Genomic DNA, 23948 nt, shown 5'->3' on the forward strand with positions numbered 1-23948 from the left:
TGGATCGATCGGAGGACGGCATGGGCGCTGAGCGCGTTATCGAAATCAAAGGGCTGAACAAGTCCTTTGGGGATTTCCAGGTCCTGACAAAGGTCGACCTGACGGTCAGTCTTGGGGAACGCATTGTCATCTGTGGGCCTTCGGGGTCGGGCAAATCCACTTTAATCAGATGTGTCAATGGATTGGAACAATATGATTCCGGCAACATCACTGTTGACAGCATTTCCTTGAGCGAAAAAGGCGGCGCTGCCCGTGTGCGCGCCGAAGTGGGGATGGTGTTTCAGCAATTCAATCTGTTCCCGCATCTGTCCGTTCTGGAAAACCTGACCCTTGGTCCGATGAAAGCGCGAGGCTTGTCGCGCAAGGATGCTGATGCCTTGGCGATGCAATTGTTGGAACGCGTGCGCATTCCCGAACAGGCGCACAAACGTCCGCGTGACCTGTCAGGTGGCCAGCAGCAGCGCGTGGCGATTGCGCGATCCTTGTGCATGAAGCCCAAAATCATGCTGTTCGATGAACCAACGTCAGCCCTTGATCCCGAGATGATCTCGGAGGTGCTTGATGTGATGGTGGAACTGGCCGAAGAGGGGATGACCATGCTGGTGGTGACCCACGAGATGGGATTTGCCCGCAAGGTGGCGGACCGGATGGTCTTTATGGATGGCGGCGAGATCGTCGAGACAGGCGCGCCATCCGCGGTGTTCGAAGCGCCGAAATCTCAGCGGTTCAAAGAATTTCTCGACAAGATACTGCAACATTGAGGCTTCGCACATGACACGGTTTATCAAAGTCTGGGTGCTTCTGGGCGCTGTCTTGCTGGTTGCGGGATGTTCAGGTGGCGGCAATTGGGGATGGTACGTGATCGACCCCACCACCCCGCAAGGGCAATCCAACGTGCGCTTTTTGATCGGTGGGTTCTGGGCGACGATCCAGTTGTCCCTGATCGCGGCAGCCCTGTCGATGACGCTTGGGCTTTTGGTGGCGTTGCCGGGGATGTCTGCGAACCGGTGGGTCCGGTTGCCCTCGCGGATCTATATCGAATTTGTGCGCGCGATCCCGCTTTTGCCAATGCTGTTCTGGGTGTTTTATGGCTTGCCCGTGGTGATGCGATCGCTTGGCATGCCGATCAGCATCGACGCGTTTTGGGGTGCAGTGATCACGCTGGCGATATCCGACAGTGCCTTCACCGCCGAGATTTACCGGTCAGGCATTCAGTCGATCCCGAAGGGTCAGTCCGAGGCGGCCCGCACTGTGGGTCTGACCTCCAGCCAGACAATGCGCTATGTGGTGCTTCCGCAAGCGATCCGTCGCATCCTGCCGCCGCTGGCCAACCAGTTCATCTATATCGTGAAAATGTCGGCCTTTGCATCGGTAATCGGGATGCAGGAACTGACCCGCCGAGCAAACGAGCTTGTGGTGACGGAATACCGGCCATTGGAGATCTACACGCTTCTGATCCTTGAATACCTTGTACTCGTGCTGATCATCAGCTTTTTCGTACGATGGCTGGAGCGGAAGATGGGCGCGGATGAAAGCCGCTGAAGGGAGAAAGATATGAGCTGGTCAGAATTCATGAAAGACACAGTCGGACGGCTGGACGTGATGCAAACGGAAACTCCGGAAACTTTTGCCGGGTTCAACCAGATGGGACGCGCAGCCAAGGCCAATGGCGCTTTGGACGAAAAGACCAAAGAACTGATTGCCTTGGGCATCGCCATTGCAACGCGGTGCGACAGTTGCATCGCGTTTCATGTCAAATCGCTGGTGCGGCTCAAGACCAGCCGCGAAGAGCTGTGCGAGGCACTGGCCATGATCGCCTATATGGGCGGTGGGCCGTCAGTGGCGTTCAGTGCCAAGGCGCTTGAGGCGTATGACGAGTTTATGGGTGGGCCAGTAGGAACATCGGTCTGAGCGGGATACAGTCTTTAGGCCGTTGTCACGTCACAGCGTTGCGAACCATGTCCCAATAGACGGCCTCGACCTCGGGCAGGGACAGGCGCCCGCCGCTGCGATACCAGATGTTCACACCTGTCAGCATGGCAATGATGGCCAAGGTTGTGATTTTCGTGTCGGCCACGCGGAACTCGCCCGCTGCACGTCCATCCCGCAGGATCGCTTCGAGCGCGCTTTCATAACGGCGGCGCAGATCCTCGATGGTGGTGAAATTCTCGGGCGTCAGATTGCGCAGCTCCATGTACGAGATGAATACTGCGTGGGGGCGTTCCAGATGGAACCGGATATGAAAGCGAGTGAACGCTTCCAGCTTGTCTTGCGCGGTCTGTTCGGGTGGTTGTTGCGTTAGGGCCAGCAGCAGATCATCCATATGACCCCGCATCAAATCAAACAGCAGCGATTGCTTATCTGGGGTGTAATTATACAGCGCACCGGCCTGAACGCCGACTTCTTTGGCGATCTGGCGCATGGACACGGCAGCATAACCATGCTGCGCAAACAGCGCCAGCGCAGCGTCGCGGACCCTTGGGCCTGTAATATCTGAATGAGAACCCGCAGTCCGTGCCATAGCAGCAGATTATCTGAACGATTGTTCAGATCAAGCCTGAGGTTGCGCGCACGGCTGCGCTGCGGCATGACAGACGGGACAACAGGAGCAACGCACATGTGGCGGGCATGGATCATTTTTGGCTTGGCGCTGACCGCCTGCACCGAGTTCCCCGAAGTGGATGCGGCGCTGGCGCAAGCAGGCCCTGTCGCTGAATATCCCGCCTTGGTACCGTTCGAGCAATTGATCTCTGCGCCGGATCCGCGTTTGACCGAAGGCGATGATGCGGCTTTGCGCGCGCGGGCTGCGGGTCTGCGCAATCGGGCAAACGGATTGCGCGGCCCGGTGATTGATCCGCAGATCCGTGACCGAATGAACGATGGCGTGGCACAACCCTGATCAGGGCGTTGCAGGCCAGAACGCAAGGCGCTATTGCGGGCAAAATATTGCCAGACTGCAAAAGGATTGCCCCAATGACGAAACCTCTGCGCCTTGGAATTGCGGGTCTGGGCACTGTTGGCGTGGGGGTGGTCAAGATCATCCGCCACAAAGCGGCATTGCTAGAAGCACGTGGCGGACGTCCTATTACCATCTCGGCGGTCTGCGCCCGCAGCCGGGTCAAGGATCGGGGTGTTCCGCTGGATGGCTATGATTGGGAAGACGATGCCGTCTCACTTGCGCAGCGCGACGATGTGGATGTGTTTGTTGAGCTGGTTGGCGGCAGCGATGGCCCGGCCAAAGCCGCAACCGAAGCGGCCCTGCGTGCAGGCAAGGATGTTGTGACTGCCAACAAGGCGTTGTTGGCGCATCACGGGCAAAACCTTGCCCAAGCCGCCGAAAAGGTGGGCGCGGTGCTGCGGTTCGAAGCGGCGGTTGCTGGTGGCATTCCGGTGGTCAAAGCCTTGACCGAAGGTCTTGCTGGTAATGATATAATGCGGGTCATGGGTGTGATGAACGGCACCTGCAACTATATCCTGACCCGGATGGAATCCGGTGGCCTGACCTATGACGAGGCTTTTGCCGAAGCTGACGGTTTGGGATATCTCGAAGCGGACCCGAACCTTGATGTTGGCGGCATTGATGCGGGTCACAAACTGTCGCTTCTGGCGTCGATTGCGTTTGGCACGCAGGTCGATTTCGACTCGGTCGAGCTCGAAGGCATTGGCCGTGTCAGCATCGAAGACATCCGCCAAGCCGCCGATATGGGCTATAAGGTCAAGCTGCTGGGTGTTTGCCAGATGACTGGACGCGGGCTTGAGCAGCGCATGTCGCCTTGTCTTGTCCCGGCGACATCGCCGCTGGGTCAGCTTGAAGGCGGCACCAACATGGTGGTGATCGAAGGCGACCAAGTGGGTCAAATCGTATTACGCGGTGCCGGTGCTGGCGAAGGTCCGACAGCCAGCGCAGTGCTTGGTGATGTGATCGACATCGCACGCGGCACCCGTGTTTCCACCTTTGGTCAATCTTCTGGCAGCCTGACAAAACCCAAACCGGCCATCACCTCGACGCCTGCTCCCTATTACCTGCGGTTGATGTTGTTGGACAAGCCGGGCGCTTTGGCCAAGGTTGCGGCGGTACTGGGCGAAGCGGGCGTGTCGATCAACCGGATGCGCCAACGCAGCCACGATCAGGACACCGCGCCTGTGTTGATTGTCACGCACAAAACCACGCGCGCCGCGCTGGACACCGCCCTTGCAGCGATGGTCGGCACGCGCGTTGTCGAAGGTGAGCCGGTGGCGCTTCGGATCGAACAGCTCTGATCGCTTTAGCGCAATCATCCTTGTCAGGCAGAGGTTGCGGGCTTAACAGGCGGGTAATTGAATTTATACGTGACTGGAGATCTGCATGACCGCGCGCCCTGATTTTAATGACCGTATGCTGTCCCTGGGGTTGGCGCGTGTGGCAGAACAAGCCGCAATTGCCACAGTTGATTTGATTGGTCGTGGCGACGAAAAAGCCGCTGACCAAGCCGCGGTAAACGCCATGCGCGAACAGCTGAACCTGCTGGATATCGCCGGTGTGGTGGTGATTGGCGAAGGCGAACGCGATGAAGCACCGATGCTTTATATTGGTGAGGAAGTCGGCAGCGGCAATGGTCCCGGTGTCGACATCGCGCTTGATCCGCTGGAAGGCACCACGCTGACCGCAAAAGACATGCCCAACGCTCTGACCGTTATTGCGATGGGGCCGCGCGGCTCCATGCTGCACGCGCCGGATGTCTACATGGAAAAGCTGGCTATCGGTCCGGGCTTTGCCAATGATCTCGTGACGCTGGACATGACTCCGCGCGAACGTGTCGCCGCTCTTGCCAAGGTCAAAGGCTGCCGTCACAGCGACATCACCGTTTGCGTTTTGGAGCGCCCGCGCCACGAAGAGATGATTGCTGAAATCCGGTCAACCGGCGCTGCGATCCGTCTGATCACCGATGGCGATGTCGCCGGTGTGATGCATTGCGCCGAGCCATCGCAAACCGGCATTGATATGTATATGGGCACCGGCGGCGCGCCCGAAGGTGTGCTTGCGGCAGCGGCGCTGAAATGCATGGGCGGTCAAATTCAGGGCCGGTTGATCTTCCGAAATGATGACGAAAAGGCCCGTGCCGCCAAGGCGGGCATCACCGATCTGGACAAGATTTATTCCCGCGACGAGATGGTGACTGAAGATGTGATCTTTGCCGCCACCGGCGTCACTGGCGGATCGCTTTTGTCGGGGATCAAGCGCGAGGTCGGTTTCTATACCACCGAGACATTGCTCATGCGGTCGAAAACCGGGTCGGTGCGTCGCATGACCTACCGGAATCCGACCCACTGATGAGGGTGTTGTGACCGGCTATCTGGGCGTTGATCGGTCGCTGACCGGGCGGCGCTGGATCGGACCGGCGCCCGAAACCACACGGCAGGCCGAAGCGCTGATGCAGCAAACTGGCCACCCGCCCGCGCTGTGCCAGACATTGGCGCGCTTTGGGGTTGCCGTCGAAGATGTGCCGACCTTTCTGGAACCCACCTTGCGTGCGCTGCTGCCTGATCCCCGATCCTTGCGGGATATGGAGCGCGCCGCCGCGCGACTTTTGCAGGCGGTCAAAGCCAACCAGAGCATTGCGATCTTTGCCGATTACGATGTCGATGGCGGTACATCCGCGGCTTTGCTGATCGACTGGTTGCGTCAGCTGGGGCGGCAGGCCACGCTATACGTGCCAGACCGCATCGACGAAGGGTATGGCCCCAACGATGCTGCGATGCAGGCATTGGCACGCGATCATGATCTGATCATCTGTGTCGACTGCGGAACACTCTCGCATGGCCCCATTGCCGCCGCGCAAGGCGCAGATGTGCTGGTGCTGGATCACCACCTTGGCGGCGAAACCCTGCCCGATGCCTATGCCGTCGTGAACCCCAACCGACAGGACGAAGACGGTGCCTTGGCCCATCTGTGCGCAGCAGGGGTGGTGTTTCTGGCCTTGGTCGAAGCCGGGCGTCAAATGCGGGAAACGGGGGTCAAAGGGCCGGACCTGATGTCGATGCTCGATCTTGTGGCATTGGCCACGGTCGCTGATGTGGCCCCGTTGACGGGCGTTAACCGTGCCTTGGTGCGGCAGGGTCTCAAGGTGATGGCCCAACGCGCACGTCCCGGTTTGGTGGCGCTCAGCGATGTGGGGCGTCTGGACAGTGCGCCGAAATCCTATCATCTCGGGTTCGTACTTGGGCCACGGGTGAACGCCGGTGGCCGGATCGGCAAGGCCGATCTGGGTGCGCGCCTGTTGTCGACCACCGATCCGCACGAAGCCAAGGCAATGGCGGATCGTCTCGACGCGCTGAACACCGAACGCCGCGAGATCGAAGAGGCAGTGCGCGCGCAAGCCCTCGAACAGGCCGAAGCGCGAGGCTTCGATGCGCCGCTGGTCTGGGCCGCCGGAGACGGATGGCACCCCGGCGTTGTGGGCATTGTGGCGTCGCGGCTGAAGGAACGCACGAACCGCCCGTCCATCGTTATCGGGTTTGATGATGACGATGGCAAAGGCTCTGGCCGTTCGGTGAGCGGCATCGACCTCGGAGCTGCGATTCAGAAACTTGCTGCCGAAGGGCATTTGCAAAAAGGTGGTGGACACAAGATGGCGGCTGGCCTGTCGTTGTCCCGCGCCCAGCTTGAACCCGCGATGGAACGGTTGTCAGAGCTTTTGGTCAAACAGGGTGCGGATCAGTTGGGCGCGTCTGACTTGCGTCTTGACGGTCCCTTGATGCCGGGCGCTGCGACGCCGGAACTTGTGGAGCTGCTTGAAAGCGCGGGTCCGTTTGGGGCAGGGGCCGCGGCACCACGGTTTGTCTTCCCCGACATCCAGATCGCCTTTGCCAAACGGGTGGGCAACTCGCATTTGAAGCTCAGCTTTGGTGATGGCATGGGCGCGCGTCTGGACGCGATCTGTTTCGGCGCGTTCGACGGTCCGTTGGGGCCAGCATTGGAACAGCATGCCGGTGCACGATTCCATCTTGCTGGTCGTCTCGAGATAAATGAGTGGGGCGGTCGCCGCGCTGTCCAACTGCGTTTGGAAGACGCCGCCACCGCCACAAAATGAGCTTTTTAAGCGATTGTTTTCGATGGGCTTTTTGGTTTTTTCAAAAGATGATCAACCGTTTGGAAAAATCCACACAATCGGTCGAATTTCCGCTTGCATGGCCGCGCTGCTTTGCCTAAACACCGCTCACCAACAGTGGCCCGTTCGTCTATCGGTTAGGACGCCAGGTTTTCAACCTGGAAAGAGGGGTTCGATTCCCCTACGGGCTGCCACTTTGGATTTGTATCCTGCTCTTGCAAGTCGATCGGGTGTGGAACATATCCCGACTATGGACCTGATCAAACTGATTTTCAGAGTCGTGAGCGTACGTTTGACGTCTTTGGTGGTCGCGCGAAACGCTGACACCCCTTGTGGGTCGTCCTCTGCTGGGCATACCAAGTTGTCGTGTGCTTGTCTGAGAAAAGCGGTGGCCCCCGTCGCTGCTAACCTCTTTGCCCAGCAGGTGGTGGTGTGGACGCGTCACAGTGAGTTTTGTGTAGTACGGGTGTTTTTGTCGGGCATCACATCCTGTGTCGCAAGGTCAAGCAAAGCGACGGGCGATTTCATCCAGAATGCAGACAACACCCCCAGCCAGACCGAACGGGACCGGCACCTCTTGGTCCTGCGGTTCCGAGGATGAGCAATGACTGATCTTTTCGGCACCGGGGATGGTCCCAAAGACATACCGCGCCCGCTGGCCGACAGGCTGCGCCCGACAAGACTGTCAGAAGTGATCGGCCAATCGCAGGTGATCGGACCTGATGCACCGCTATCTGTGATGCTGGAGGCGGGCAGCCTAGGGTCTGTTGTGTTTTGGGGTCCGCCCGGTGTGGGAAAAACCACGATCGCGCGGCTTTTGGCAGATGAGACCGACCTGTATTTCGTCCAGATCAGCGCGATCTTTTCTGGTGTGCCTGAGCTGCGCAAGGTGTTCGACGCTGCCAAGCAACGGCGCAATGCGGGGCAGGGGACGTTGCTGTTCGTCGATGAAATTCACCGCTTCAACAAGGCCCAGCAGGATGGGTTTTTACCGCATATGGAGGACGGCACGATCCTTTTGGTCGGTGCCACAACCGAGAACCCTTCTTTCGAGCTCAACGCCGCCTTGCTCAGCAGGGCGCAGGTTCTGGTGCTCGAACGATTGGGTCATAACGATCTGGAATTGTTGGCACAACGGGCCGAGGCTGATCTGGGCCGGACCCTGCCGCTGGATGCGCAGGCGCGCGAAAACCTGTTGGATATGGCGGATGGCGATGGGCGTGCCTTGCTTAACCTGATCGAACAGGTGATGGCTTGGACCGTCGCCGATCCGCTTGACGGGGCGGCACTTGCCAAGCGCCTGATGAAGCGCGCCGCGCAATATGACAAATCGGGGGACGCGCATTACAACTTGATTTCGGCGCTGCACAAATCGGTGCGCGGCTCCGATCCGGATGCGTCGCTCTATTGGTACGCGCGGATGCTGGATGCTGGCGAAGACCCCCGTTACCTCGCACGGCGCATCACGCGCATGGCGGTCGAAGACATCGGTCTGGCCGATCCGCAGGCGCAGGCGGTGTGTCTGCAAAGCTGGGAAACCTATGAACGGCTCGGCAGCCCCGAAGGTGAACTCGCCATCGCGCAGGCTCTTGTTTACATCGCGTTGGCCCCGAAATCGAACGCGGTTTACGCCGCCTACAAGGCCGCGCGCCGGGCGGCCAAGACGACCGGGTCGCTTGTCCCGCCCAAGCATATCCTGAACGCGCCAACCAAGCTGATGAAAGAACAGGGCTACGCGACGGGATATGCCTATGACCACGATGCCGAAGACGGGTTTTCCGGTCAGGACTATTTCCCCGAAACCATGGGCCGGACCGAATTCTACGCACCTGTAGAGCGTGGCTTTGAACGTGATTTGAAAAAGCGGCTCGAGTATTTTGCGAGGCTCCGCGCCAAGCGGTCAACTTGACTCTTGATGCTGCACACGCGACAGACCGCGCATGTTGACAACCCTCTCTCTTGTGGCGCTGGGTGGCGCGATTGGCGCGGGCCTCCGGTTTCTGACCGGCGTGGGCCTTTTGCGCCTGCTTGGCCATAGCGATTTCCCGGTGGCGATCCTTTGTGTGAACGTGATCGGGTCTTGCCTGATGGGGGTTTTTGTCGTCGCGGCGGCGCATCGCGGGCTGACCCACCTGTCGCCTTTTGTGATGACAGGCGTCCTTGGGGGCTTCACCACCTTTTCGGCGTTTTCGCTTGAGACGATGACATTGATCGAACGCGGCCAGATTGGGCCAGCCGCGCTATATGTGGCCCTCTCCGTCGGATTGTCCGTCGGAGGATTGGCGCTTGGCCTTTTGGCGGCGCGGAGTATTTTTGCATGAGCCAGGTTCAGACCATCATCATCGGTCCCGGCGACGCAGACCAGCGGCTTGACCGTTGGCTGAAGCGGGTGTTCCCGCAGTTGGGCCAGGGGCGCATCGAAAAAATGTGCCGTAAAGGCGAGCTGCGGATCAATGGCGGGCGGGTCAAGGCCAGCGCCCGTCTGGAAATCGGGCATGAGGTGCGCATTCCGCCGGTTCCCATGCCCGGAGAGGTTCAGTCCCGGCCCAAACCGATGGTGACGGACAAAGACGCCGAGATGATGAAGACGCTCGTCATTTACAAAGACGACCACATCATAGCGATCAACAAACCGCCGGGATTGCCAACACAAGGCGGCAGCAAACAAACCCGCCATGTTGATGGTCTGGCAGAGGCGCTGACCTTTGGGTTCGACGAAAAGCCGCGTCTTGTGCACCGGCTCGACAAAGACACATCTGGCGTTCTTCTGTTGGCCCGCACCCGAGCGGTTGCAGGCGCTTTGACCGAGGCGTTTCGTGCGCGGGAAACACGCAAGATCTACTGGGCTGCCGTTGCAGGTGTTCCAACGCCGCAGATGGGCACGATCAAATTTGGTCTGGTCAAGGCTCCGGGCCATGGCGCATCGGGCGAGAACGAAAAGATGCGCGCCGTGCATCCACGGGATGTCGGCTCGACCGAGGGGGCAAAGCACGCGACCACGGATTATGCCGTTCTCAGTGCGCTTGCCAAACGCGCTGCGTGGGTTGCGTTGGTGCCAATCACAGGCCGCACGCACCAGCTTCGGGCTCATATGTCCGAACTGGGGCATCCTATCATCGGCGACGGCAAATATGGCGGTTCGGGTCAGGAAAACCTTGGTGATGGCTGGGGCGCGATGCTTGGCGGCGGCATGAGCCGCAAGCTTCATCTGCATGCCCGGTCAATCACCTTTCGCCATCCGATATCCGGCGCAAAAGTTACCGTTACCGCGCCCTTGCCCGAACACATGGATCGGACATGGGATTTCCTGCAATGGGATCCCCGCGATGTTCCGGCTGATCCGTTCGAAGAGTTCGATCAATGATCAGCCACACCCCGGTTCAATCCGACTGACCTGAGGATCACGCATGAGCGAATGGGCGCCGAAACGATTCTGGAAAACGGCCGAGGCGGTCGTTCTTGAAAATGGCTATGGCGTGGTGCTTGACGGTCGCCCCGTGCGTACGCCGGCCAAAGCCGTTCTGTGGGTTCCAAGTCAGGCGCTTGCCCAAGAGGTGGCAGTCGAGTTTGATGCGCAGACCGACCAGATCGACCCGCAGACCATGCCGTTTACACGAACGGCCAACGCGGCGATTGACAAGGTTGCTGTTCAGCAATCGGATGTCGCGGACATGCTGGCGGCATACGGGGACAGCGATTTGCTGTGTTACCGCGCGGACGCGCCTGAAGAACTGGTCGCGCGGCAAAATGCTCGGTGGGATCCGCTGCTGGACTGGGCCGCGGAAACCTTGAACGCTCGGCTTGAGACACGGGTGGGAGTGATTCACAAGCCGCAAGACCCGGTTGTCTTGGCAAACCTGAGCAAACGGGTGCACAATTTGACGCCGTTTGAACTGTCGGCATTTCACGACTTGGTGTCCATCAGCGGGTCATTGATCATCGGTTTTGCGGCGCAAAAATGCGCCCAACCCGCCGAAGAATTGTGGGACCTGTCCCGAGTCGATGAAAATTGGCAGTCGGAACAATGGGGCGAGGACGACGACGCCCAAAAGATGACGGCCTATAAGAAGGCTGCCTTTTTGCACGCGGATCGATTTATGCGATTGATCAACATGCAGTCTGCGTCCTGACGCAAGGGAAACTCTGCGTTGTTGTCCAAAAAATAGGCTATTCGGCTTGACCTCTGTGCATGAATCCTTCCAAAATCGAAGCCATCGTTGGTAGGTGACCCCTACTTTCGTCGTATGGGCGACCACTCGCTCGTAAAAACCGTGTTTTAGACGCGGGCTAACAGGAAGAGGTAAACATGAAAAAACTTGCAATTCTTGGCGCGATGACTGCGGCTGGCCTTTCGGCTGGCGTTGTGTCTGCTGCCACGCTTGACGACGTTAAGGCGCGCGGCAAGCTGAACTGCGGCGTGACAACAGGTCTCGTCGGTTTTGCAGCGCCGAATGCAAACGGCGAATGGGAAGGCTTTGATGTTGGCGTATGCCGCGCCGTTGCCGCCGCCGTTCTCGGCGACCCGACTGCGGTCGAGTTCGTTCCGACCACTGGCAAGACGCGCTTTACCGCGCTGGCGTCCGGTGAGATTGACATGCTTGCGCGCAACACGACCTGGACGTTCTCTCGTGACGTGGACCTTGGCTTCGAATTCGTTGGTATCAACTACTACGACGGTCAGGGCTTCATGGTTCCGAAAGAACTGGGTGTGTCCTCTGCAAAAGAACTTGATGGCGCAACTGTCTGCATTCAGACCGGGACAACAACCGAACTGAACCTCGCGGATTTCTTCCGTGCCAACAACATCAGCTACGAGCCGGTTCCGATTGAAACCAACGCTGAAGCACAGCCGCTGTACCTCGAAGGTGCGTGCGACGTGTATACAACCGACGCGTCTGGCCTTGCTGCAACACGTGCAGCGTTCGAGAACCCGGGTGACCACGTGGTCCTGCCGGAAATCATCTCGAAAGAGCCGCTCGGCCCGCTCGTGCGTCACGGCGACAACCAGTGGGGCGATGTCGTCCGCTGGACTCTGAACGCGCTTATCGCAGCAGAAGAACTGGGTGTGACATCGGCCAACATCGCCGAAATGTCCGCATCCGCAGGCAGCAACCCGGAAATCAACCGTCTCTTGGGAACCGAAGGCACACTGGGCGAAATGCTTGGTCTTGATGCTGGCTGGGCCAAGAACGCCATCATGGCGGGCGGCAACTATGGTGAGCTGTTCGAAAAGAACATCGGTGAGAACACACCGATCGGTCTGGCTCGGGGTCTGAACGCATTGTGGACCGAAGGCGGTCTGCTTTACACCCCGCCCTTCCGCTAAGATCAAGGCTACGGAAAAGGGCGCGGAACACTCCGCGCCCTTTTTCAAAACTAAGAACAAGCCTACGGAGACGGCATCAGAGCGCGCAAAGCGCCGCCACAAGACTCCGGAATAACAGGGATAACATAATGTCCACCATTTCAGACCCACCGGCGGGGTCGTTTCGGCTGTCGATGCTGATAAACGACACGCGTTATCGGTCCTACACGTTTCAATTTATAGCTCTGCTTTTGCTGTTCCTGGCCTTTGCCTACTTGGGTGCAAACCTCGTGGCGAACCTTCAGGCAGCAGGTCTCGATATTTCGTACAAGTTCCTCGGTGAACCAGCCGGATACGATATCAACCAGACGCTGATACCCTACACGAGCCAATCCTCGCACTGGCAGGCGTCGCTTGTTGGCGTGCTCAACACATTGCTTGTTGCGTTTCTGGGCTGTCTGATGGCCACTGTTATCGGCGTTGCGGTTGGCGTTCTGCGCCTGAGCAACAACTGGCTCGTGCGTCAGCTCATGTCGATTTATGTCGAGATTTTCAGAAACGTTCCGGTTCTGATCTGGATCCTCATCATCATGGCGGTTTTCATCGCCGTTCTGCCGCAGCCGCGCGATTTCCGCGGCGAAGATGCCGAAGCAACGATGCTCTGGGGCGCGTTTGCTTTCACGGGCCGTGGGTTTTATTCACCCGCACCGATCTTCGGGCCGGGTTCTGGTGTTGTGATTGCTGCTTTTCTGGCCTCCATCGCAGGCATCTTTGCCTTCCGCAACTACGCCAAGAAAGCGCTGTTCGACCGGGGGCAATTGATCCCGACACTCTGGCCGTCCATAGGCCTGTTCTTCGTGCCAGCGATCCTCGCCTTCTTCATCATGGGCCGCCCAATCACGCTTGAGTATCCGTCGCTGCAAGGTTTCAACTTTCAGGACGGCATTTTTATGCGGAACTCCCTGATCGCGCTGTGGTTTGCCCTGTCGATCTACACCGCTGCCTTCATCGCCGAAAACGTGCGCGCCGGTATTCTGGCCGTCAGCAAGGGCCAAACCGAAGCCGCCGCGTCCTTGGGTCTGCGTCCGGGCCGGATCATGAACCTTGTCGTTCTGCCTCAGGCGCTGCGAGTCATCATCCCGCCGCTGATCTCGCAATATCTGAACCTCACCAAGAACTCATCACTGGCGATTGCCGTAGGCTACATGGACCTGACCGGCACATTGGGGGGTATCACGCTCAACCAGACAGGTCGCGCCATCGAAGCGATCCTGCTCTTGATGGTGTTCTATCTCACCATCTCGCTTGCGATTTCGGCGATCATGAACGTCTACAACAATTCCGTTAAGCTGAAGGAGCGCTGAGATGTCCGATTCACAAAGCGTGGCCTTCGTCCGCGAAACGATGCTGCCCGAGCAACCGCCCCCCGCCTCCGAAGCCGGTGTCATCAAATGGGTGCGCGAGAACCTGTTCAAAGGCTGGTTCAACTCGATCCTGACGTTGGCGTCGCTGTATTTCATTTACGTGATCGTTGTCGGGGCCTATCCGTGGTTCGCCAATGGCATCTGGAACACCAGTTCGCTTGCGGAATGCCGGGATATGCTCGACGGGATGACAGGAGCGTGTTTTTCGGTCCTGACTGAACGTTGGAACCAGCTGCTGTTCGGGTTCAAATACCCAACCGACGGGTACTGGCGTCCGGCACTGGCCTTTGTTCTTTTGATTGTCGCGCTGGCACCCGTTCTTTATCCCAAGGCACCGCGTCAGCTTCTTGTCTTCACGGTCCTTTATCCCTTCATCGCGTACTGGCTCATCTGGGGCGGCACCTTATTGATCCCGCTGATGGTACTTGTGGGGTTCGTAGCAGGATACTTTGCCTTCAAACGGTTTGAGCGTCAAAGCTTTGCGATGGGCTTGATCGCAGGACTGGTCGCCATTGTGGTGGTGATCTGGGCGGGTGGGATTATCCCGGCAGCGATGCCAGATGTGCTTGCGCTAGAAGCGGTGCCCTCGCGCGACCTGGGCGGGTTCATGCTCAACATGATCCTTGGCACGGTCTGCGTATCGCTGTCGCTGCCGTTGGGTATTCTACTTGCGCTGGGGCGTCAGTCGTCGATGCCGATCATCAAATGGATTTGTGTGGTCTTTATCGAATTCATCCGAGGCGTGCCGCTGATCACCCTTTTGTTCGTAGCAAACGTGGTGCTGGCGTATTTCTTCCCGCCGGGATCAAATATCGACCTCGTGCTGCGCGTGATCATCATGATCACCATGTTCTCGGCGGCCTATATCGCCGAAGTGATCCGGGGGGGCCTCGCAGCCCTTCCGCGGGGACAGTACGAAGCCGCCAACAGCCTTGGTCTGGATTATGCCCAGTCGATGCGCCTGATCATCCTGCCGCAAGCGCTCAAGATTTCGATTCCCGGAATCGTGAACGTGGCGGTTGGCCTGTTCAAGGACACGACGCTGGTTTCCGTCATTTCCATGTTCGATCTGGTCGGCATGATCCGGGGTCCAATCCTCGCATCCACCGAATGGAATGGCGTCTATTGGGAACTCTGGGGCTTTGCCGTCTTCGTGTTCTTCATCGTCTGCTTCAGCATCTCCAAATATTCGCAGTGGCTTGAGCGTCAGCTTGCCACCGATCACCGCTAATGCCCGCGCAGAGCGATTGGGCAAAAATCAGGAGGCCAAGCAATGGCTGAAACCGCAAATGCACCCATGGCTATCTCAGATGAGGTGGCAATCCAGATCCAGAACATGAACAAATGGTACGGCACGTTCCATGTTCTGCGGGACATCGACCTGACAGTCTATCGGGGCGAACGCATCGTCATCGCAGGCCCGTCCGGGTCGGGAAAATCGACGCTCATCCGCTGTATCAACGCACTGGAAGAGCACCAGAAAGGCGCTATTACAGTCGATGGCACTGTGCTGTCGTCGGACGTTAAGAACATCGACACGATCCGGTCTGAGGTTGGGATGGTGTTTCAGCACTTCAACCTGTTCCCACACCTGACCATTTTGGAAAACTGCACGCTGGCCCCGATTTGGGTTCGCAAGATCCCCAAGCGGGAAGCCGAAGAAACGGCGATGCACTTTCTGGAAAAGGTCAAGATCCCGGAACAGGCAAACAAATATCCCGGCCAATTGTCCGGCGGTCAGCAGCAGCGTGTGGCGATTGCCCGTTCGCTCTGCATGCGTCCGCGCATCATGCTGTTCGATGAACCCACATCGGCGCTTGACCCGGAGATGATCAAAGAAGTGCTAGACACCATGGTCAGCCTTGCCGAAGAGGGCATGACCATGCTTTGCGTGACCCACGAGATGGGCTTTGCCCGCCAGGTGGCCAACCGTGTGATCTTTATGGATGCGGGCCAGATCGTGGAGCAGAACGAACCTGAAGAGTTCTTCAATAACCCGCAGAACGAACGGACCAAACTGTTCCTGAGCCAGATCCTCGGACACTGATCCTTTGCAACTTTGCAATCAAAACGCCTCAGAGATACTCTGGGGCGTTTTCTGTTTCAGGGGTTAGGTTTTAGCTGGGGGTTCAACTCGGCATCCCGCTGTCCATGACCTCGCGCGGTATGGCGAACCCTGCGCACTGCCCCATACCCATGCGTACATCGGCCCAATCGGTCACGTCAAAGCGGATCAGTGTGGTGGCACAGGTCGGGTAGTCGGCAAAACGCGGATGGTCTGGCGGTGATGACAAAAGCTGTTGTGCGCAATCTGCAATGCCAAAATTGTGCCCAAGCAGCAGCACGGTATCGGCCAACGCTGTTTGCAGAACCGACAGGATATCCTCTGCCTCGGCAAGGTAAAGCGACCGTTCAAACCGCGTCGGGCACTCTGGCAGGCCAAGAAGGTCATGCGTTTGCCGGGTGCGCGTGGCCGTCGAACACAGGACCTCGTCCGGCACCCACTCTTGTGCGACAAGCCATCCACCCATCACGGGGGCGCTTTGCACACCGCGCGCGTTCAGAGGGCGGGAATGATCGTCTCCTTGAGCGGACCAATCAGACTTGGCATGACGCATCAGGATCAACTGTTTCACAAACCCACCACCTTTGAACTGGATGACATCACTCTCCCAAAAATGCCCGCATGTGGAAAGCGGATTGTGCCTCCAGCCGTCCAAACGTCTGCGACACCGGACAGGAGCGGCGGACAAGGCAGCCCTGACGGCACGCGGCCCCCTCGGGCGATCGCATATGCGCAACGCAGGCAGGAACGTCATAGGGCGTGTTCGAGGCAAGCGCCCCAACAGGGCAGGCGTTGGCACAAGGCTGCGTGGCGCAGGTCGTGCAAGGTGATTGCGGGGCCGTGGGCAGGTCCAGCCGATCAGGCAGGGCTAGCACCGCGCGAAAGCTGATGAACAGCCCAGCTTTGGCATGCACAAGCAGCCCGACAGGCGACGACCAATTGTGGCCGGTACGTTCTGCCCACCGCAGAAACGGTGCATAGGGCGGGCCGTCATAGGGAAAAAGCGCAACTGCACCAAAGGGGGCCGCCAAAGCATGTGTGACCCGCTTGGACCACCGATCAAGAGGATGCGCTTTGCGGTCCTGATATTCCGGTGACGCAGTGAACACGTTCCAAAACTGCGGCTCGTCCGGTCCGATCATCACAAGCGTCTGAGTGCCGTTTGGTGCGGCATCTTCTGCATTCGGATGGAACGCACCTCGCACCGAAAGGCCGACGCGGTTTGCGTCCGCCGCAAGCGCGCCCAAGCTCATCGCAGCGGGCGGATCAGGGAACCCGCGCCATGCTCGGTGAACAATTCGAGCAGACATGCGTTTGGCACCCGGCCATCAAGGATCACCACCGCGCGCACACCATCTTCGATCGCCTTGAGCGCGGTTTCGGTCTTGGGGATCATGCCACCGGCAATGGTGCCATCCGCGATCATGGCAACAACCTCCTCCGGTGTCATGGAGGTCACGACAGCGCCGCTACTGTCCTTGACGCCGCTGACATCGGTGAGCAGGAGAAGACGATCCGCTTTCAATGCCCCGGCAATCGCTCCGGCGGCGGTGTCACCATTCACATTGAACGTCTCGTTCGGCTGCATGCCCGTGGCCACCGGCGCCACAACCGGGATGATGCCAGCCTTGAAAAGATCGCGCAGCACCTGCGGGTTCATCTCAACCGGGCGGCCAACAAACCCGAGTTCAGGATCATCCGCTTCGCAGACCATCAGATCATCGTCTTTGCCCGAAAGCCCAACCGCGCGCCCACCTTCATCCATGATCGCCTGCACGATCCGTTTGTTCACGAGCCCGGTCAGCACCATTTCGACAACCTGAACTGTGGCTTTGTCGGTCACACGTTTGCCGTGCACGAATTGCGATTCGATGCCCAGCTTGCCCAGCATATCATTGATCATTGGGCCGCCGCCGTGCACCACAACGGGATTGATCCCCACTTGGCGCATCAGCACGATATCGCGGGCGAACTGGGCCATCGCATCGTCGTCGCCCATGGCGTTACCGCCAAACTTGACAACCACGATCGACCCCGCATAGCGCTGCATGTAGGGCAGCGCCTCGGACAAGGTGCGGGCTGTGGCGATCCAATCGGTGTTCATATCTCGGGATTTCATCTGCTTGAGCATCCTTGCCAGAACATGGCCTGACTTTGACCTTGTGTGCGACAAGCCTGACCCGGAGGCAAGCCGATTTGCAGTGCGTTCCCTAGCTGATCCCAGCAATGATGCTGCGCAAGGTGGCGATGCCATCACCTTTTTCGCTGCTTGTCATGATCAGCTCGGGATAAGCGGCGGGGTGTTTGGCCAGCTTGCCGCGCACCTGGTCCAGCAGCGCATCATATTGCGTCGGCTTGATCTTGTCGGCTTTGGTCAACACCACTTGAAAAGTCACAGCACTCTTGTCGAGCAGGGTCATGATCTCTTCATCCACCGCCTTGATGCCATGGCGGCTGTCCACCAGCACAAAGGCACGGCGCAGGCTGGCCCGACCCGACAGGTATTGCTTGAGCAACGCCTGCCACTTTTCGACAATGTGCAACGGGGCATTGGCAAAGCCATAGCCGGGCAGGTCAACGAGGTAACCCATGTCGCCCAGCGTGAAAAAGTTGATCTCTTGCGTCCGGCCCGGCGTGTTCGATGCACGTGCCAAGGCCTTGCGCCCGGTAATGGCATTAATGAGAGACGACTTGCCCACGTTCGACCGCCCGGCAAAGCACACTTCGACCCGGTCATCGGGTGGCAGACCCGACATGGCGACCACACCCTTTAGGAAATCCACCTCACCGGCAAAAAGCTTGCGCCCGGTTTCGTGGCTCATCTCATCCGGTTCCTCGGCAAGGGGGAAGGGAAGCTTCATATCAGACACGGGTCACCTCGTCGCCTAGTGTGATCGGGCCACCGCTCAGAACCTCGGCACGTACCGAGAAATCCTGATGCCCCCAAGAGCGCAACGCGCCCAGGACGTCGGCGTCGCGCCGTCCGGTTTCGGGATTACTATGGGTCGACATGCAGCGCTCTGTGCGTTCGCGCACCCGCAGCACCGTCTGTCCGATGCGCAGCTCGCGCCCGTCCCAATCGAATTCTTCCCACGGCGCCAGCCCGTCAATCCAAATGTTGCCGCGCCACCGCAGATGCGACAAAGGCCGGCCCACCCGTTGTTCCACCGCACGGTGCGACGCGTGATTGCACAGTGTCACGCTTGGAAAATCGCTGTCGGTGAACGCCTGCACCTGCGCGCGCACAAGACGGGAGGGTTGCAGTGCGTCTTGGGGGACAAGCCGTTTGATCCACCCAATAAATGCTTCGCCGTCCGTGTCGGGATCAAAGGTCAAATCCTCTTGATCCGGGTGCGCAAGGGCGATCCGGCCAAACCCTTCATCTAGCGTCGCGGTGATCGCCATCAGGGTCGGAAGCTTGGCCACTCGGCAGAATTGTGCACAACTGGCCCACGCGCTGCCATCCACAGTTGAGCGCTCATGCGCCACGGCCCAAATTCGGTCCATCGGCATTGGCTTGCCCGCCTCCAGCATCACCGAGTTCAGCGGTTCCCGACCGTGGCTTTTGATCGGATGCCGCCATATCTCGGTGAGGGTCGCGGTCATTTCTCGTCCGTTTTTGCACCGCGCTTGATGCCTGATTTGATATTGCCAAACACGTCCGGCTTATACCCTTGCGTCCGCATGATCAGGTATTGCTGGGTGAAGGTGATCGTGTTGTTCGCAATCCAGTAAACGACCAACCCGCTAGCAAACCCGCCAAGCATGAACATGAAGACCCATGGCATCCACGCAAAGATCATCGCTTGCGTGGCATCCGTGGGTGCCGGGTTCAGCTTTTGCTGCAACCACATCGAGATGCCCAAAAGTAGGGGCAGAATGCCGATGAACACCAGCGCCAAAAGCGATCCGGGCTCCGGTGCTGCCCAAGGCAGCAGGCCGAACACGTTGAAAATCGACGTGGGGTCGGGGGCTGACAGGTCTTGGAATGGGCCAAGCCAAGGCGCGTGGCGCAGTTCCAGCGTGACAAAGATCACCTTGTAGAGCGAGAAAAAGATCGGGATTTGCAACAGGATCGGCAAACAGCCAGAGGCCGGGTTTACCTTTTCCTTTTTGTACATCTCCATCATTTCCTGCTGGAGTTTCTGACGGTCGTCGCCCGCACGCTCCTTGATCTTTTCCATCTCTGGTTGAAGCTCCTTCATCTTCGCCATCGACACATAGGATTTATAGGCCAGCGGGAACAAAATGGACTTGATGATCAAGGTAAGACCGATGATCGCCCATCCCATATTGCCAATCAGCAGGTTCAGGTGATGCAGCAGCCAGAAAATCGGTTTGGTCAGGAAAAAGAACCAACCCCAATCAATAGCATCGATAAAGCGGTCAACGCCGGTTTCCTGGTAGGCACGGATGGTTTCCCATTCCTTTGCACCGGCAAACAATTGCGTCGATACCTCGACCGATTGGCCCGCTGCGATGGTCACGGTCGGCTGCACGGCTTCAGTCTGGAAGATGTTGCTGGCGTCGTTGTACTTCGCAACCTGCCGGAATGGTGTGCCTGCTTCGGGGATCAGAGTGGTCATCCAGTAGTGATCGGTAAAGCCGATCCAGCCGCTTGTTGCCACTTGGGTCACTTCGGCGCGTGCGCCTTCGGATGCGACAACCGCGAAATCGGTCATGTCGTCATAATCGATCTCTGCCAACGTGCCGTCGGCCATTGCAACGACGCCTTCATGCAAGATGAAGAAGTTCTTCAAATCCACCGGTTCGCCGTGGCGCGCGATCAGGCCGTAAGGTGCAACGGACATCGCGGTATCGCTGGTGTTGACGATCGATTGCGTGACGGTAAACATAAAGTCTTCGTCAACTTCGATCAAACGACGGAAAACGGTTCCGTTCGGGCTGTCCCAACGCAGGGTGATCGGAGTTTCGGTGGTCAGCGTGCCGCCGTCTTCCAAGGTCCAATTGGTTGTAACGCTTGGTACATCGTCCAGCGTCAGACCGCCGCCAGGGGCCCAGCCGAACAGCGCGTAATATGGGCTGGCGGTCCCGACAGGGTTGAACAGATGTACCACGTCGGCCTCAGGCTCAAGCGTGACGCGGTAGTCTTTCAATGACAGATCATCAAGACGTCCGCCGGCAAGTGAAATAGACCCAGTTAGCCGGTCTGTTTCGACGCGTACGCGCGGTGCATCCTCGACAGCGGCAGGTCCGGTTTGCGTGGCGGTGGCCGTATCAATCGGGGCCGCGTCCGGAGTGGATGCGATGGGCGAAGATTGGGTCTGACTGGCTGGCGGCAGCGCAGTTTCTGGATCCAGCACCGGTTCCGGTGGAGGGAACAGGACGAACCATACCAGAATGACCGCAAAGCTGAGCGCTGTTGCTATAAGGAGATTCTTATTCTGATCGTCCATAGGGGACCGCCGCCTGTGGTTTTTGGATTACCGCTGCGTTCAACAGGCACTATGGCTGAACGTCAAGGGGATTCACAGGCAAGACAAGCCCGGTGCGGCATTTGTTCTGTCAGGTGGGATGCCAAATTTGCCGCTTTGATGGCCATTATTTCACTCGGCGCAAGTGCGGCCCTCCTTTGGGGGCGGCCTGACCTTGCCGGTTTGCCAACCAGTCGGTGATTTCGGAGTGCGGGGCAGGTGCCGCAAAAAGATACCCTTGGGCAAAGCCGCAACCAAGCTCGCGCAGCACGCCGTGTTCGCCCACCGTTTCCACTCCGACACCCAAACTTGGCAGATCCAATCCGTCGGCCAAGGCGATAAGGGCACCTAGTATCCGTTGCTTGTCGTCGGACAAATCCGCGCCCTGAATCAGACCGCGACCTATCTTTAGCCTTTGAACATAAAGGTTTGGGAGCAACGCAATCCGTGATGGCCCAGTACCAAAAGCATCAAGGTCAATCCCGCATCCCGCAGCCGAAATCGCTTTCAGTGTTCGGTGAAAGACATCATCCAACGAGGCCGACAGAATTGTTTCGGGAACGTCAACAATAAGCCGATGTGGCAACGTATTGTGACGATCAAGCGTGGTTGCAATCTGCCCCGGAAGGTCTGGATTGCGCAGGTCTGTGGCCGACAGGTTGATGCTGACTGTTGGCACGGACAATCCGGCCTGATCCCAGCCCTTCAATGCCGCAAGTGTTTGCGCCAGCATGGTTTGCCCAAGCCGCGCCATATGGCCGCTTTCGGCAAAGGCTTGCAGGAACTCTGCCGCAGGCAGAACGCCGCGCACCGGATGGTCCCATCGGGCAAAGGCTTCCATCCCGGTCACATCTCCGGATCGGACGCTGACCTGCGGTTGAAAATACGCCTGAACCTGTCCGGTATCCAGCGCCTTTGCCACGTCTTGGTGCAGGTCGCGCTGGGTGCGCTGCCTGCGCGACACCTTGTCCGACCACACCCGGGTCGTTGCGGTGCCGCTTTCCAAAGCATCCTCAAGAGCCTGCGATGCAGAATCCAACCAAGTGTCTGCCGTCACGTTGCGCCCAAAATTCAGTGAAGATGCGATGCCGATACATATCGCAACATACTGCCCCGTGCCCGCAACGGAAATTGGGTCTTCCGCCGCGTCTCGCAACCGTTTGGCAAGGTCCAGAAGGCTGTCAAGCTTGAGCCGAAATCCCGGTGCGATCAAGACGGTGAACCGGGTGTCACCAGTCTGAAAGACGTGGTCTGTCTGGCGCAGTGTTGCGGCAATGCGGGTCTTGAGAACCTGTTGGGCCTCATCGGCGCGGGACCGCCCAAATGTCTTGCCAATTGCAGTCAGGCCATTGATTTCGATTTGAAAGCAGGCGGTTGTCTGGCCAGTGTGTTGGGCAATTTCCAGAAAATCCCGGGCAACGTCCACCGCTGACGCAGGACGGTCCATGTCCGTCACGGAAGTGGGCGAAAGCCGTCCAAATCCACCAGTCAGGGCGTAGATCAGCGGCGTGGACAGCGCACACATAACCAGCAAAATTTCACCGCCCCCCCAATAGGCTGCAAGGGACAGCGCTGGCAGGAATGCCAACATGTGTGGTCCCTGCAATCCGCGACGCAAAAGCGCGGAGAGTGTTTTGAAATCCAGTTGAGGTCGCATACCAATCTTGCCCCGAAATCATGTCCGGTCAGGTTGGCGCGCATTGGTGACTCAGGGTTTAACGCAGCTTCGGAATATCCGTAGAATTTTCGATATCCTGTGCAAAAATCGTTTTTAACCCTTTGAAATCAAACAAGTCATTGTCCAGTAAATGCGACGGCCGTGCATTTGTCAGGGCGCGGAACATCACCTGCCGACGGCCAGGGCTGTTCTTTTCCCAGCCATCCAGAATCGCTTTGACCTGCTGGCGTTGCAGCCCGTCCTGGCTGCCGCACAGATCACATGGGATAATCGGGTAGCCCATCGCGCGGGCAAATTTCTCGCAATCGGCCTCGGCCACATGGGCAAGCGGACGATACAGAAACAGATCGCCCTCTTCATTGACCAGTTTGGGCGGCATCGTGGCCAGCCGTCCACCATGGAACAGGTTCATGAAAAACGTCTCAAGAATGTCGTCACGATGATGGCCCAGCACCACTGCGCTACAGCCTTCTTCACGCGCGACCCGGTATAGATTGCCCCGCCGCAGCCGCGAACACAGCGCGCAAAAGGTCCGCCCTTGTGGCACCTTGTCGACAACAATCGAATATGTGTCCTGATATTCAATCCGGTGCGGAACGCCCATTTTCTCAAGAAATTCAGGCAAAACTGTCGCCGGGAACCCCGGCTGACCCTGATCGAGATTGCACGCCAAAAGCTCGACCGGCAAAAGCCCGCGCCATTTCAATTCGTGCAGAACCGCGAGCAGCGTATAGCTGTCTTTGCCGCCCGACAGGCAGATCAGCCATTTTGCAGACTGGGCGCTGTCCCGGTCGACCATGCCATATTGATCAAGCGCCTCGCGCACGTTCTGCACGATGCGTTTGCGCAGCTTTTTGAACTCGGTGGTTTTGGGCGCACCGTAGAACAGCGGGTGTATATCGTCGGCATCATCAAGCATGGGATTCGTCTAAGGCGGAACGGCGTCTGCGGCA

General features: G+C 58.4%; 24 protein-coding genes and 1 tRNA gene. 16 read left to right on the plus strand and 9 right to left on the minus strand.

Annotated elements, in window-relative coordinates; all coding sequences use genetic code 11:
• Positions 1-20: 20 nt before the first annotated feature.
• Genes ACSHXH_RS01540 through ACSHXH_RS01550 form a run of 3 tightly spaced genes read left to right on the plus strand, consistent with a single transcriptional unit; the run spans position 21 to position 1911 of the window.
• Positions 21-761: an amino acid ABC transporter ATP-binding protein gene (locus ACSHXH_RS01540; protein ID WP_435669984.1), complete on the plus strand. Its 741-nt coding sequence runs from the start codon at positions 21-23 to the stop codon at positions 759-761.
• 10 nt (positions 762-771) lie between these two features.
• Positions 772-1542 (plus strand): amino acid ABC transporter permease, encoded by a 771-nt coding sequence (locus tag ACSHXH_RS01545; RefSeq protein ID WP_435669985.1) that lies wholly within the window; start codon positions 772-774, stop codon positions 1540-1542.
• Positions 1543-1554: 12 nt separating this feature from the next.
• Positions 1555-1911, plus strand: coding sequence for a carboxymuconolactone decarboxylase family protein (locus tag ACSHXH_RS01550; protein WP_435669986.1), 357 nt, complete (start codon positions 1555-1557; stop codon positions 1909-1911).
• Positions 1912-1936: 25 nt separating this feature from the next.
• Here ACSHXH_RS01550 and ACSHXH_RS01555 read toward each other — a convergent pair whose 3' ends face one another.
• On the minus strand, positions 1937-2521 hold the full coding sequence (locus tag ACSHXH_RS01555) for a TetR/AcrR family transcriptional regulator (RefSeq protein WP_435669987.1): 585 nt from the start codon (positions 2519-2521) through the stop codon (positions 1937-1939).
• Positions 2522-2617: 96 nt separating this feature from the next.
• Here ACSHXH_RS01555 and ACSHXH_RS01560 point away from each other — a divergent pair, with 96 nt between their 5' ends.
• From ACSHXH_RS01560 to ACSHXH_RS01620, 13 genes are all read left to right on the plus strand, one after another.
• Positions 2618-2899 (plus strand): hypothetical protein, encoded by a 282-nt coding sequence (locus ACSHXH_RS01560; protein ID WP_435669988.1) that lies wholly within the window; start codon positions 2618-2620, stop codon positions 2897-2899.
• A gap of 74 nt (positions 2900-2973) precedes the next feature.
• Entirely contained in the window at positions 2974-4260 is a 1287-nt protein-coding gene (locus ACSHXH_RS01565; RefSeq protein WP_435669989.1) for a homoserine dehydrogenase, read from the plus strand.
• 85 nt (positions 4261-4345) lie between these two features.
• On the plus strand, positions 4346-5311 hold the full coding sequence (gene glpX, locus ACSHXH_RS01570) for a class II fructose-bisphosphatase (protein ID WP_435669990.1): 966 nt from the start codon (positions 4346-4348) through the stop codon (positions 5309-5311).
• 10 nt (positions 5312-5321) lie between these two features.
• Positions 5322-7070: a single-stranded-DNA-specific exonuclease RecJ gene (gene recJ / locus ACSHXH_RS01575; RefSeq protein ID WP_435669991.1), complete on the plus strand. Its 1749-nt coding sequence runs from the start codon at positions 5322-5324 to the stop codon at positions 7068-7070.
• Positions 7071-7207: 137 nt separating this feature from the next.
• Positions 7208-7282: transfer RNA gene (locus tag ACSHXH_RS01580), tRNA-Glu, on the plus strand.
• 410 nt (positions 7283-7692) lie between these two features.
• Complete coding sequence (locus ACSHXH_RS01585) at positions 7693-8997, plus strand: replication-associated recombination protein A (RefSeq protein ID WP_435669992.1); 1305 nt, start codon at positions 7693-7695, stop codon at positions 8995-8997.
• 31 nt (positions 8998-9028) lie between these two features.
• Positions 9029-9409 carry a fluoride efflux transporter CrcB gene (crcB, locus tag ACSHXH_RS01590; protein WP_435669993.1) on the plus strand — a complete coding sequence of 127 codons (381 nt, stop codon included), beginning with the start codon at positions 9029-9031 and terminating at the stop codon, positions 9407-9409.
• Positions 9406-10452 (plus strand): RluA family pseudouridine synthase, encoded by a 1047-nt coding sequence (locus tag ACSHXH_RS01595; protein WP_435669994.1) that lies wholly within the window; start codon positions 9406-9408, stop codon positions 10450-10452. The genes crcB and ACSHXH_RS01595 overlap by 4 nt, the downstream gene beginning before the upstream one ends.
• A 43-nt stretch (positions 10453-10495) precedes the next feature.
• Positions 10496-11218, plus strand: coding sequence for an ATP12 family chaperone protein (locus ACSHXH_RS01600; RefSeq protein ID WP_435669995.1), 723 nt, complete (start codon positions 10496-10498; stop codon positions 11216-11218).
• A gap of 176 nt (positions 11219-11394) precedes the next feature.
• A complete protein-coding gene (locus ACSHXH_RS01605) occupies positions 11395-12414 on the plus strand; it encodes an amino acid ABC transporter substrate-binding protein (protein ID WP_435669996.1) in 1020 nt (339 codons plus the stop codon).
• A 128-nt stretch (positions 12415-12542) separates the two neighbouring features.
• Entirely contained in the window at positions 12543-13757 is a 1215-nt protein-coding gene (locus ACSHXH_RS01610) for an amino acid ABC transporter permease (RefSeq protein ID WP_435669997.1), read from the plus strand.
• A 1-nt stretch (position 13758) separates the two neighbouring features.
• Entirely contained in the window at positions 13759-15048 is a 1290-nt protein-coding gene (locus ACSHXH_RS01615; RefSeq protein WP_435669998.1) for an amino acid ABC transporter permease, read from the plus strand.
• 42 nt (positions 15049-15090) lie between these two features.
• On the plus strand, positions 15091-15864 hold the full coding sequence (locus ACSHXH_RS01620) for an amino acid ABC transporter ATP-binding protein (RefSeq protein WP_435669999.1): 774 nt from the start codon (positions 15091-15093) through the stop codon (positions 15862-15864).
• 82 nt (positions 15865-15946) lie between these two features.
• Here the strand turns inward: ACSHXH_RS01620 and ACSHXH_RS01625 are convergent, their stop codons facing one another.
• From ACSHXH_RS01625 to ttcA, 8 genes are all read right to left on the minus strand, one after another.
• The gene (locus ACSHXH_RS01625; protein WP_435670000.1) at positions 15947-16453 is read right to left on the minus strand and encodes a SixA phosphatase family protein; all 507 of its coding nucleotides are present in this window, start codon (positions 16451-16453) and stop codon (positions 15947-15949) included.
• 28 nt (positions 16454-16481) lie between these two features.
• The gene (locus ACSHXH_RS01630) at positions 16482-17135 is read right to left on the minus strand and encodes a ferredoxin (RefSeq protein WP_435670001.1); all 654 of its coding nucleotides are present in this window, start codon (positions 17133-17135) and stop codon (positions 16482-16484) included.
• Positions 17132-18001: an acetylglutamate kinase gene (gene argB / locus ACSHXH_RS01635; protein WP_435670002.1), complete on the minus strand. Its 870-nt coding sequence runs from the start codon at positions 17999-18001 to the stop codon at positions 17132-17134. The genes ACSHXH_RS01630 and argB overlap by 4 nt, the downstream gene beginning before the upstream one ends.
• A 91-nt stretch (positions 18002-18092) precedes the next feature.
• Entirely contained in the window at positions 18093-18743 is a 651-nt protein-coding gene (gene yihA / locus ACSHXH_RS01640) for a ribosome biogenesis GTP-binding protein YihA/YsxC (RefSeq protein ID WP_435670180.1), read from the minus strand.
• A 1-nt stretch (position 18744) separates the two neighbouring features.
• A complete protein-coding gene (locus ACSHXH_RS01645) occupies positions 18745-19488 on the minus strand; it encodes an MOSC domain-containing protein (protein ID WP_435670003.1) in 744 nt (247 codons plus the stop codon).
• A complete protein-coding gene (gene yidC / locus ACSHXH_RS01650; protein WP_435670004.1) occupies positions 19485-21299 on the minus strand; it encodes a membrane protein insertase YidC in 1815 nt (604 codons plus the stop codon). Before yidC ends, ACSHXH_RS01645 begins: the two co-directional genes overlap by 4 nt.
• A 145-nt stretch (positions 21300-21444) precedes the next feature.
• Positions 21445-22908 carry an EAL domain-containing protein gene (locus ACSHXH_RS01655; protein WP_435670005.1) on the minus strand — a complete coding sequence of 488 codons (1464 nt, stop codon included), beginning with the start codon at positions 22906-22908 and terminating at the stop codon, positions 21445-21447.
• A 124-nt stretch (positions 22909-23032) separates the two neighbouring features.
• A complete protein-coding gene (gene ttcA / locus ACSHXH_RS01660) occupies positions 23033-23914 on the minus strand; it encodes a tRNA 2-thiocytidine(32) synthetase TtcA (protein ID WP_435670006.1) in 882 nt (293 codons plus the stop codon).
• Positions 23915-23948 lie beyond the last annotated feature (34 nt).

Origin of the sequence: Marivita sp. (assembly GCF_051251565.1) — a bacterium.
GTDB lineage: Bacteria > Pseudomonadota > Alphaproteobacteria > Rhodobacterales > Rhodobacteraceae > Marivita.